The sequence below is a fragment of the Bacteroidota bacterium genome (genome assembly GCA_034723125.1).
GTDB lineage: Bacteria > Bacteroidota > Bacteroidia > CAILMK01 > JAAYUY01 > JAYEOP01.
In genome coordinates, this window is sequence record JAYEOP010000220.1 from 1 (window position 1) to 13578 (window position 13578).

Annotated in this window: 4 protein-coding genes; 3 read left to right on the top strand and 1 reads right to left on the bottom strand. The window is 32.4% G+C overall.

What is annotated here, in order from left to right:
- Window positions 1-7913, bottom strand: a 7913-nt coding sequence (locus tag U9R42_06220; GenBank protein MEA3495615.1) for a PKD domain-containing protein, incomplete at its 3' end; no start/stop codon positions are given.
- Window positions 7914-8307: 394 nt separating this feature from the next.
- Between U9R42_06220 and U9R42_06225 the strand changes: the two genes are divergently transcribed.
- The 3 genes from U9R42_06225 to U9R42_06235 all read left to right on the top strand — a co-directional run bounded on the left by U9R42_06225 (window position 8308) and on the right by U9R42_06235 (window position 13514).
- Window positions 8308-11211, top strand: a complete 2904-nt coding sequence (locus U9R42_06225) for a C10 family peptidase (protein MEA3495616.1) — start codon at window positions 8308-8310, stop codon at window positions 11209-11211.
- 212 nt (window positions 11212-11423) lie between these two features.
- Entirely contained in the window at window positions 11424-11693 is a 270-nt protein-coding gene (locus tag U9R42_06230; GenBank protein MEA3495617.1) for a hypothetical protein, read from the top strand.
- Window positions 11694-11732: 39 nt separating this feature from the next.
- Window positions 11733-13514, top strand: coding sequence for a sodium:solute symporter family protein (locus U9R42_06235; GenBank protein ID MEA3495618.1), 1782 nt, complete (start codon window positions 11733-11735; stop codon window positions 13512-13514).
- Window positions 13515-13578 lie beyond the last annotated feature (64 nt).

A 13578-nucleotide genomic window follows, 5' to 3' on the forward strand; every position in this document is an offset into this window, starting at 1 on the left:
AAGTTCCAATGGAAAGTAAGGCTTCCTGAAGAAATTGTTGAATTATCTGTGAAAGCGAAATCATTTTCATTAAAACATTGTTGGCTGTCGTTTATGCTGAAATTAGCAACAGGCATTGGGTTTACTGTAACAGCTTTTGTTGTTGAATCTTTACAACCATAATTTGAAGTTGCAAGCAATTTAACAGAATTCGTCCCATGTGATAAGTAGGAATGCGAGGGGTTTTGAAGCGAGGAATTATTACCATCTCCAAAATCCCAATAGTAATTCATAGAACCTGAGTTGATTGTTGAAGTATTTGTAAAAGCGAACAAATTTCCTGTCAAGCATTGTGAATTATTATTTATTGTAAAATTAGGATTAGGCTTAGGATATACATAAACGGTTTTAATTATTGAATCTTTACATCCATAATTTGATGTAATTACAAGTTTTACTTGAAAAGTTCCATCGGCTAAATAAGTATGATTTGAATGCTGACTTGTGGAAGAATTGCCATCTCCAAAAGTCCATGCATAAGTTGTTGTTCCTGAGCTAATAGTTGAGTTGTTTGTGAAAACAAAATTATTTCCATTTAAGCATTGAGTGGAGTCATTTCTTGAGAAATCAGCAATTGGCATTGGTCGTACATAAACGGAATGAGTTATTGAATCCTTACAGCCTTCGTTTGAAGTAGCAAGTAATTTAACATTATAAGTTCCGACAGAATTGAAACTGACATTTGGGTTTTTGCTTGTTGAGGTATCACCATTGTCAAAATCCCATAAATAAGTTAATGTTCCTGAACTAATTGATGTTGTGTTTGTAAAACTAAAATTATTTCCCGTTAAACATTGGGAATTATTATTTGTTGTAAAGTCGGCAGAAGGGTTTGCTTTTACATATACATTTTTAGTAATGGAATCTTTACAACCATGATTGGAGGAGGTAATTAACTTGATAGTATATACTCCGGGAGAAAGGTAGGAGTGGTTTGGATTTGTGGCTGTTGATGAGTTTCCGTTACCGAAATTCCAGTTGTATGTCATTGAACCCGTGCTAACGCTTGAACTGTTTGTGAAAATAAAATTGTTACCGGAGTTACATTGAACAGTATCATTTATTGAAAATCCTGCAGATGGTTTTGGTTCGGCATAAACATATTTTGTTAATGAATCTTGACAACTGTTGTTTGATGTAGAAATTAATTTTACTGCGAATGAATCAAGAGTTGTATAGGAATGTGTAGGATTTTTTGTTGTTGATGTATCACCATCTCCAAAATGCCATAAATGTGTTAATGAGCCTGAACTAATATTTGTATTGTTTGTGAAAACAAAAGAATTTCCTGATGAACATTGAGCTGAATCGTTGATACTAAAATCTACATTTGGGTTTGGAAATACATAAACATTTTTTATAGTTGTATCCTTACATCCCAAATTGGATGTTGAAATTAAATTAACATTAAAGGTATCAGATGTTAAATAAGAATGAGATGAATTAGTAGATGTTGAAGTGCTTCCGTCATCAAAATTCCAAAGATGAGATAAAGAGCCTGAACTTATTGAAGACGAATTTGTGAAAATAAAATTGTTTCCGTTAAAACATTGCTGACTATCATTTATCGAAAAGTTTGGAATTGGACTCGGAAATACAATTGATGTTTTTCTTGCAGTATCTTTACATCCGAAATTAGAAATACTAATCAGTTGTATCTGATATGTATCAGCAGTGGAATATGAATATGATGGGTTTTGTAGGCTTGAAGTATTTCCATCACCAAAAATCCATGAGTAAGAAGATAGTGAACCATTTGAAATAGATGAATTGTTTGTGAAAACAAAAATATTTTCATTCAAGCATTGTGCAGAGTCATTTATTGAAAAATCTGATTGAGGAACGCTTCTAACATAAATTGTTACATCTTTGTAATTACTACATCCGAAATTTGATGTTGCGGTTAATCTAACAACAAATGTATCATCAGTTATGTATTTATGAGTGGGAGTTGTAAGTGTAGAAGTTGAGCCATCACCAAAATCCCATAAATAACTCATAGTTCCTGATGAAATAGATGTATTATTTGAAAAAATAAAATTATTTTGGTTCAAACATTGACTAATAGCATTCATTCCGAATTTAACAACAGGGACAGGATTGGTGTAAACATTTTGTGTAATGGAATCATTACAACCAATTCCTGATGTAACAATTAATTTTACAGCATAAGTACCAAGAGAACTGTATGAATGCGATGGGCTTGTGGCTGTTGAAGTTGAGCCATCATCAAAATTCCATGAGTATGATAAGCTTCCGTTAGAAATTGATGTATTATTTGTAAAAACAAAATTATTGGTAGGAAGACACTGAGTAGTATCGTTAACAGAAATATTAATATTGGGAGATGGATGAACATAAGCAATATCTGTTGTTGAATCCATACAACCAAAAGAAGATGTTGCTAAAAGTTTGATTTGATAAGTGTCAGCAGTAGAGTAAGTATGTGATGGACTTGTTAGTGTTGAACTGTTTCCATCATCAAAATTCCAGAGATAAGTTAATGTTCCCGAGCTGATTGAGGTGGTGTTTGAAAAACTAAAACTGTTTCCGGATAAACATTGTGAAGGATTAGAGATTGAAAAATTTGCTACAGGCATAGGTTTTACATACACAGTTTTTATCATGGAATCCTTACAGCTATTTTCAGAGTTAACAATTAACTTTACCTGATATGTTCCACTTAAAGGATACATGTAAACAGGGTTTGCTAATGTTGAACTTCCGCTGTTTCCAAAATCCCAATTATAAGTTATTGAACCCGCAGATATTGTTGATGTATTGGTAAAAGTAAAAGAATTACCAACAAGGCATTGAAGTGTGTCATTTATTGAAAAGTCAACAATTGGATTTGGATATACATAAGTGTTTTTGGTGTTGGAATCAATGCATCCTTTATTGGTGGTAACAATCATTTTAACAACATAAGAACCTGTATCTGAGTAGCTATGGTTAATGGAACTGTCGGTTGTTGATGTATTGCCATCACCTAAAGACCAAAGATAATTGAGAGAACTTGCTGGGAGGTTTGCATTATTCCAAAAAACAAAATTATTTGTATTAAAACATTGAGTTGTGTCATTTATTCTAAAATTAACAGTCGGTTGAGGATATACATCAATATTTAAAGTATCTGTATATGAACACGAGCTTCCACCTCTAAAAGTTGTAAGCGTATAGGTTTTCGTTATAGTTGATGATGTTTTGTTTGTGTTGTAAAAAAATGTTTTTGATGATGTTGGATTTGTAACTCCATCTGTAGGATTCCATTGATAAGAATAATCATTAATAGAATCAACTCCAAGGAATATAGAATCACCTGAGCAGATAAAAGTATCATTTAGGTTGTAGTTAATTATTACATCATCAAGATATTGAGTTTTTTGATTACAAATACAATTTGAATAATTACCTGTATCCTGACTAATAACTGCAATGATTGGGCATGTATGATGGGCATCTAAAGTAAAAGTTCCGGATAGTGTAGTGGTATCATTTGTTTTAATTGAATCAGGATAATAAAGGTATCCAAAAAAAGAATCAGCAGAAGAAAAAGTTCCGTTATGGTCGGCATCATGGTAAAATGTTACCCATGTTGTGTCGGTTGGAGGAATTTTTTTGCCTGTATTAACAAAGCTAATATTTAAATTTACATTTTCAGCTGTTGGAGTGTTGAGGGTTGAATTTGCAGTAAAATTAATAATTGTAAGATTTGGTTTGTAAATAAAAATTGAATCGGCTTTTTTACCTGTTTGTGACCTGAATTCACAAGTATCACCTATTGCAAGGCAATGCAAGCTATCAAGAACAACCGATTGAAATAAAAATAAATATTTACCACAGTTTAAAATGCTATCTTGTTTAACAGTAAAATCAAATTCAATAAAATTACCATTTTTTATTCCTGAAGGCAATTTCCAGTCTAATTCCGTGTAACCGCTAATGTTATTAATTGTAGGCTCAGAAATAGAATCGGCATTAATAACATTATTTGTAGAACCTGAGTTGTATTCAACTCCAAGAGGTAATTGAAGTAATAGGTGGTCAACATCTGCTGTGCTATCAGGACCAAGATTTGTAAATCGCAAATAGATTTTTTCGTTTCCACTACAAATGGATAAAGTATCGGTAAATACATTAATCGTTGCAATGTAGGGGTCGGAAGCTCCGTAGATTCGTGTAGGAACACTTGGTAATACTGCGTCATCAATATCTCCGCAGGCTTTTTCGGCATAAGCTCTAATTCTAAATGTGCTACCTGAAATGTAACTACAGTTACTCAAAAGTTTATATGTAATAGAAAAGCGATTTTTTGTAGTATCCTGTGTACCTGTTAGTGAATTGTTGGCTATCATCGTATCAAAGGATGCAACATCCCATTCATAAATACCATTGCCCATATAAGTTGGGTTGGGAATTGAATGAAAAGTATCTGTTGTAGGATATTGCATTCGAGAGCTTCCTGAAATAACATCAAGTCCCTGAACTATGTGCAATTGAACTTTTGGTTTATAAGCATTTCCCAGTTGTGAATTACTAACTTTTATTGTATAATTTAAGGTGTCGCACAAATATGCTGTATCTTCAGGACAGGTAGATTCTAGAACAATATTTGGAGATAATGGTTTTAAATATATATATGTAGAATCTTCAGGAATATAGGGTGTGCTGTAAAGATAACTTGTATCACATGCCCAACCTGTTGTTAATTTAAGGGTGTCTTTTATACATGTTTTATGGTGAGCATAAATTTTATAATTTGTTGTGGTTGATGTATTAATAATACCAAGGTTAAAACTTCCGTTTGTTTCATAAAATGTATCATTAGTTGAAGGATTAATTATTGATAGCGGATAAACATTTCCAGTACCTGATTGAATTTTAACCCAGGTGTTGTAGGATTTTGCATTTGAAGATGTGTTACTTATTGAGAAATTCCAGTTTGCAGTTGTGTCAATAGATTGATAAGTTGATAATCCTTGAATTTGTAACTTAGGAGCAGTATGTATAAAAGAATTGTTACTTGATACTGTTTGAGTATCCAAAAATCCTGATGTTGGAGCATGTGTGTAATCCCAATAAATATATTTAGTTGCAGGAAAATCAAAATCCTTTTCAGTTGGTATTAAGGTAATATATAGAGTTCCATGATAACCGTCATCACTTTCATAAAAATTACCATTATTATACAAATCACTGATGTTAAAAATAAGAGTGTCTTGATTTTGGTACTCAGGAATTAAATTAGATACAGATTGATAGGAAGTGCTTCTGGTTCCTGAAGTCCTTCTTTGATTAATTTCAGCAGAAACAAAATTATATCCTGAGGGAATTACAACTTGTGCTTTATGAAATCTTGACCATGGACGATATTCATAAGGGAACATGTTTCCTCCACCGTAATTATTACAACAAGGTCCAATACTTAAATAGTAACTTTTATGGGTTGTAAATGTTTCACAAGCAGTAGGATACCAAGTGCTTGTTCCACTCCAGATTGTATGGTAATATCCGACAATATTAAATTGACCAATAGCAGGGTCTAATCCGCAACTATGCTTTGCAGTGTCTGCCGTGGGATTTGCTGAATGGCTTAGATAAAAATCGGTATTTACTGTTATAAGTCTTGTGTTTCCACCAATATTGCTTGTAATTTTGTAATCGGCATAGAGTGTAATGGAATCACCCTCCTCGTAAGAAAAAGTAGAAGGAATGCTACAACCACCTGTAACTAGAGATGATATACTAAAGTCATATTTAAATGTAGCTCCTGATTTTGTGTAAGAAATATTATTACAAGTGTAATAAGCAGAGTTACTTGAATCATAAATTATTAAAGTTTGACCAGCATTTGAAAGTCGGTTTTCTGAAAATTGGTTTACGGCATATCCGTAATACCACTTATGAGAGCCTGTAACTCTACCTTTCATAATTGCTCTTAAAGTATCACCGAACATTGCTTTGTCTGTAGCAATGAGGTCTAAATCAATAGTTCCTGTTGTGTCAGGAATTCCATCATCATCATTGTCAGGAAATCCAAAGCTTGTTCGTTTTATCAGGAACTCATCTTTGTCAATTCCACCTCCTGAACAACTTATCGGACATGAAACAGGAACGTAATTTGAGTTACTACCGATGAGTACCTCACAATTGCAAGTAGGGTCAGCAACATAATAAACAGAGAGTACCAAGTTTTGAAATCCACCGTAATTTAAGCAACCTGAACAATTTTCAACAACATTAAATCTTAGCTTGGAGTCTGTAAAACTAAATCCACTTGGACGATTTACCCAACTGTAATATATAATTACATCATTTGGAAATGCAGGTTTTATTGAATCAGGATACCAAATTCTTGCATCATAACGGTCTTTATAGGTAAAACTTGAAGTATCAACATTAAGACAACCCGGTAAGCTGACTTTAAACATAAAGACTTTATTTGATGTACCTGGCCAGAATTGTAAGTAATGAATACCAAAACCTACTTCTGCTGTATCTCCAGCTTTTAAAGTAGAACTTGGTGATAAGGGTTCATTAAAAGTTACTCGTTGTCTTTTGTAATATTGACCAGTTGTAGGATTTTTTGTAAAAGTTTCATTCCATCTGCATGGAGCTTTGTATTCTGCTTTATATGACCAACCAAAACCATCCCGAATACTTCCATCTGTACAACAAGATAAAATATCCCATTGCAAAAATGCAGTATCTCCAATCTCAATTCTGGGAATTCTAACAACAGCTTGACCGATTGGAGAACCAACCATAAAGCATGACCTTGTTGCTGTACCAGTAGTCATAATAGGAATGACAGTTGTTGATGTTCCATTTTGTACAATTTCAAAACTACTTGGGTCGAAATGTGTATAAAACCATGATCGATATGAATGATTCCTATTATATGTTTGATATATATCTACATCTATATTAATTGCATCGGCACTTCCTGTATTAATAATACTAATAGATTGTTTACTTTTATTCCCATATCCATAGCACATATTAACATAAGGATATGCCTGAAAAGCTAAATTTGGTACTTTTGACATATCAATTGAAATTGCTGCCGAATTTGTAACCGTTTGACATGTTTGATTATTACATCCCCATGTTAATGAATATGCTTCATCTAATGAATCCACACCTCCGGCAACTACTGTTTCTGTAATAACAATGCTTTCATTGTATTCAAATAATGTGTCATTATCGCCAATACTCGTTATTTCCAAAGAATCAAAGTAAATGGTGGTTATATTTCCAACTGTAGAATACGAACCAGGTGAAATACTGTAAACGATTAAGTTGTCTTCTGCATTGATTTCAAATGTGAAATTTTTCAGATAGCCCGTTCCTCCATTTGTTATTGTTATTTGACGAGTTAAGGTGTCATAGCATTGATCTAAGGTAACAGATTGATTGGTAATATTTGAGATTGAAAGTGATGGTGCTTTTACAGTATAATTAGAAGAACTGTTGTTATAGGAACTTGATGAATTATACTGCATTGTGTTAACATTTGATAACAGGCTACTTGCATTGATATTGCAACCTGCTGAGGCAGTAAATTTTATTAATAAATTTGTTGAAGGAAGTAAATCGGGTAAGCTAAAAGTAGGTTCATTTAATGTATCAACATCATATTCCGTTACACTTGTTCCTATTACCGAACTTGTATCATATCGCATACCAGTTGGCATTGAAATCTTTAACTTTACATTTGTAAATGTGTCTGATGTTGTTGTATTATAAACTGTTACTGTAAATGTATCGGAATAGCTACAATCAAAAAGGAATAGGGGTACTGTGGAGGTAATGTTCTGTGAAAAGGATTTACTGTTTATTGATAATGAAAAAATAATAAAACCAAAAATCATGAATAATTTTCGATTGAACACTGAAAGTATAAATGAATTATTAAGGCAAATATTTCTATAAAAATCAAAAAAAAGGCTTTTGATTTTGTAAGGAATGAATATTTTTATTTGCCCCTTTGAAAGCATTTCATTTTTATTGTTTGGTGGCAAAAATACATTTTTTTTTGTTAATAACGATTAGTGAGGGTAACTATTTTTTATGTTTCTTTAACTTAGAAGTCCACTTTTTAGATATTAATTCTTTTTTATTGAACCACTCTTAATATCATTCTCCGAAATATAGCAAAGGCATTGTAAAAATCTAAAAAGTTAAATGGAATTTTTTTTTGATTTATTTAGATAAATAATTTTAAATTGCACGCATATTTATACCTAATCAAAAATAAATAAAGCAATGAAAAAAATATTATTAAGCTTTTCAATTTTAATTTCAATAGTTTTCTTTGTGAAAGCTAATCCTGTAAGTGTGCAAACTGCCTCAGTTGTTGCAAAAAACATTTACTTACAAAGAGTACAAGATTTTCAAACAATAGATCCTTCATTAATCATTACTGAATTAATTTTTACAAAAAAAGAGAATTCAAAAAACCTTTATTATGTGTTTAATATCAAGGGAGAAAATAACGGTTTTGTAATAATTTCTGCCGATGATGATGTTTTTCCTGTATTGGGTTACTCATTAAAAAATAAATACTCATTTGAAAATTATCCTGTTCAGTTTACTGATTTGATGAATAATTATGCCTCTCAAATTTTGTATGTTATAAATAATAATTTAAAAGCAAATGACAACATTAGTAGTGAGTGGGAAAAATATACTTCTACATCAATAAGCCAAAGGAGAGGATATAGGTCGGTTTCACCATTGTTAAATACAACTTGGAATCAGGGTAAATATTACAATGCCTCATGTCCTTTAGATGCCAGTGGACCCGGTGGTCGTGTTTATGCAGGTTGTGTAGCAACATCAATGGCACAGCTTATGAAATATCATGCTTCTCCAAGTCAAGGCTCTGGTTCAAAATCCTATTATCACACAACTTACGGAACTTTGTCAGCGAATTTTGGAATGTCAACATATAATTGGTCATCAATGCCTAATTCCATTTCAACTTATGATTCTGATATTGCTAATTTATTGTACGATTGTGGAGTAAGTGTTGAAATGATGTATGGACCATCTGGAAGCGGTGCATATACTTCAGATGCGGCAACATCATTAAAAACATATTTTAATTATGCTTCTACAACTCAATATAAAAAGAAATCAAACTATACAACATCAAGTTGGGAAGCATTGTTGAAAACAGAATTGGATAACAATCGTCCTATGATGTACAAAGGTTCAGGTTCTGCAGGTGGTCATGCTTTTGTGCTTGACGGTTATCAAGGATCTTCAAATAATCATTTTCATTTTAATTGGGGTTGGAGTGGATATTACAATGGATATTTTTATCTTACAAGTCTTAATCCTGGAACCCATTCTTTTACCTCTTATCAGGGAGCTGTAATTGGTATTAAGCCAACTACACCATCTTCAAATTATGACCTTGAACTATATGATGATATTTCAATTTCTCCAAATCCTATTGTTAAAAATTCATCTGTTGATGTTTGGGTTGATGTTGCTAACTACGGTAATGATTCTTTTGTTGGAGATTTTCTTGTTGCATTATTTGATGCTCAGGGTCAATATGTAATGGATATTGAAGAAAAAACAGGCTTTGCTATGCCTTCAAATTCTCATTATGCATCAGGGATAACTTTTTCAAAATCGTCTGTTACAACATCCTCAGGTAGTTACATGATAGCGGTTTTTTCTAAAGCTTCAGGTAGTAGTTCATGGATTCTTATTGATGAAGAATCATACTCAAATCCTGTAAATGTAACAGTTACATCAGCTACTTCACCTTCGGATATGGCTCTTTACGATAGTATTCAGGTTAGTCCTAATCCAATTGTTCCAAGGCAATCTGTTGATGTATATGTAAATGTTGCAAATTTCGACCAAAACAATGCTTTCTCAGGTAGCTTTGCTGCTGTTTTGCACAAACAAAGTGGTGAAGTGGAAGAGGTAATTGAAATAATGGATGACATGACTTTAAGTGCATATTCGTATTATTCAAATGGACTTACTTTTGAAGCCGATTCGCTTACTGCTGCTCCAGGAGAATATTTAATTTCAATACAGTATAAACCTGATGGTGGTAGCTGGAAAATTATAGATGAGGATATTTATACAAACCCAATTTCAATAACTATTGCATCTGCACCACTTTCTCCTGATAAATATGAATCAAACAATGTAGAGGGTAATTCTTACAATTTTAGTGTAAACTTTTCAGGAAATACAGCAAACATAAAAACAACAGAATCAAATTTACATTTGCTTACGGATATTGACTATTACAAAATTAACTTAGCTGCTGGTGCAAAATACACTATTAGCTCTAAGGTACATGACAGTAGAAAAAGCGGTAACTCAAATACTTATACATGTGATGTAATTTATTCTTATAAAGTTGATAATTGGTCAACCACTTTTAATGATGATGAAGCTTCTGATTTTGTTTTAAATGATGGAGGTACAGTGTATTTTAAAGTAGAGCCTTATTATTCCGATAAAGGAACTTACTTGCTTGATATTTCTATTTCAAGGTCAAGTATGAAACCCGATGCTTATGTGCTAAACACTAACGTTAGTCCATTGATTATTGGAAGAGGAGAGATTGCTGATGCATACTGTACTTTAAAAAATCAGGGTAATTCAAGTCTGGGCTCAACCGTATTAAAGTATTACCTTTCCGATAATAATATTTTAGATGCAGGTGATATTGAATTAGCAGCAAGCAATGTAGGAGCTATTAATCCAGGCAGTAGTTCAAATTTGAATAAATCATTTATTATTCCTGCGACAACAACAATAGGAAGTTGGTATATACTTTTTATTGGTGATGCAAATAACGAAATTGATGAAAGTAATGAAAACAATAATCTTGCATATCAGTCGATAAGTGTAAAAATACCTGATGCCATTGAAGAAAACAATTTTATTTCTTTTGATATTTTTCCAAACCCCAATAACGGACAATTTACAGTAAAAATTAATTCTAATGAAATAAATGATGCAGTTATTAATGTGTTGGATATTCAAGGAAAAGTGATTTATTCAAAAGAAATTCATTCATTTAAAAATGGAAATATAAATATTGATTTGGGTACAATATCAGCAGGAATTTATAATTTCCAATTGAAATCAGCTAAAAGAACAATAAATCGCAAGATTTTAATAAAATAAATCTCTTGTAATGCTGATTGTTAGTAAAAGTATTTCTTCATTCGCGTATTCGCGTAAAAATTTTATTTCTTCATTAGTGAATTCGTGGCAAAAAATAAATCATTCATTAGTGAATTCGTGGCAAAAAACAAATCATTCATTCGTGAATTCGTGGCAAAAAACAAATCATTCATTCGTGAATTCGTAGCAAAAAAAATATCATTCGTGCATTCGTGACAAAAAATATTATTCGCGTCAAAACAAATCATTCGTGTATTCGTGGCAAAAAAATTATTCGTAGCAAAAAAAATATCATTCGTGTATTCGTGGCAAAAAATATTATTCGTAGCAAAAAAAATATCATTCGTGTATTCGTGGCAAAAAATATTATTCGTAGCAAAAAAAATATCATTCGTGTATTCGTGGCAAAAAACAAATCATTTATTCGTGTATTCGTGGCAAAAAATAAATCATTCATTCGTGAATTCGTGGCAAAAAAATAATATTTCATTAGTATATTCGCGTAAAAAAATACAATTTATATGTCTTTAGTTTTCCTTGATTGGCTGATAATTGGAATATTTTTATCAATAACAATTTTTATTGGAATTAAATTTTCCAAGAGAGCAGGGAAGAACATTGCAGAATTTTTTTTAAGCGGACGTTCATTACCTTGGTATGTTGCAGGTATCTCAATGGTTGCAACAACTTTTGCTGCCGACACACCACTTGCAGTTACCGAGCTTGTAAATAAAAACGGTATTTCAGGAAACTGGCTATGGTGGAACATGCTTATTGGCGGTATGCTTACAACATTCTTTTTTGCAACGCTTTGGCGAAGAGCGAACATCCTTACCGAAGTAGAATTTATTGAGTTAAGATATTCAGGAAAAGCCGCTTCTTTTTTACGTGCTTTTAAAGCTGTTTACCTTGGATTATTTATGAATGTATTAATAATCGGCTGGGTAAATCTTGCTTTTATTTCAATATTGCAAGTGTTTTTCGGTATTCCCGAAAATGAAGTTTATTACTATGTTTTTGGCGCAATGATGATAATAGCTTTATATAGTTCACTTGCAGGACTTTGGGGTGTTGCGATTAATGATATGGTTCAGTTTGTAATAGCAATGACAGGAAGTATTGTACTTGCTATTTTTGTTTTACGAAGCGAACAAGTGGGAGGAATTAGCGGTATGAAAGAGCAATTAGATCCTGAGCTATTGAATTTCTTTCCAAATATTGGAGGAGAAAATACTGTTGCAGGAGCCGGAAAAATGTTCTCAATTGGAATAGGAACTTTCCTTGCTTACATCGGTGTTCAGTGGTGGGCAAGCTGGTATCCGGGAGCAGAGCCTGGAGGAGGTGGATATATCGCTCAGCGAATGATGAGTGCTAAAAATGAAAAACATTCTCTTTTTGCTACTTTGTTTTTTCAAGTTGCACATTATTGTATTCGTCCTTGGCCTTGGATAATTGTTGCTCTCGGAACAATTATTTTATATCCAGAACTTGCTGCTGATGATAAAAAACTTGGATATGTAATGGCAATGAAAGATCATTTGCCAGCAGGTTGGAAAGGACTAATGCTTGTTGCCTTTATTTCTGCTTACATGAGTACAATATCTACTCAATTAAATTGGGGATCAAGTTATTTGGTAAATGATATTTACAAACGTTTTTTATTTAAAGGTAAAAAGAAAGAAAGATTTGTTTTTGTATCTCGCATTACAACAGTTGCATTGGCTTTTATTGCTATTTTAGTAACCACTCAGCTATCAACAATAGCAGGTGTTTGGCATTTTATTATTGAATGTGGTGCAGGGCTTGGGCTTGTTCTAATTTTAAGATGGTATTGGTGGCGAATAAATGTATGGAGTGAAATCTCGGCTACTATTGCACCTTTTATTTTTTATGCAATTTTTAAATTAGGTTATGGCTTAGAGTTTCCTAATAGTTTTTTCCTTACGGTTTTATTTACTACAATAGTTTGGTTGGCAATAACATATCTTACCAAAGCGGAATCAAAAGATACATTGTTGAATTTTTATGACAGAGTGAAGCCCGATGGAATCTGGAATAAAATACTAAAGGATAGAAGTGCTACTGAATCAAACATTAAAGCTGAAGAAATAGGAGAGAGGAGAAGCAAAATCGGATTGTTGCTAATACGCTGGTTTAGTGCTGTAATAATGACTTATTCTGTTCTTTTTGCCACAGGAAAATTGATTTTTCAAGAGTGGGAAATGTTTGCAAAATTTGCAGTAATAGCACTTATATCATTTGGAATTCTTTTGTTTACCATGAGAGAAAAAGCAAGAAATTGATAATGTTTTGCTTCTATGTTGATTTGTGTGCTTAATCAAATTTGCCACAGATTTTTCACAATAT

What these genes read in the sequence shown, in the direction of transcription:
- U9R42_06225 (MEA3495616.1), top strand. Translation starts at nt 8,308, where the DNA reads ATGAAAAAAATATTATTAAGCTTTTCAATTTTAATTTCAATAGTTTTC.
- U9R42_06235 (MEA3495618.1), top strand. Translation starts at nt 11,733, where the DNA reads ATGTCTTTAGTTTTCCTTGATTGGCTGATAATTGGAATATTTTTATCA.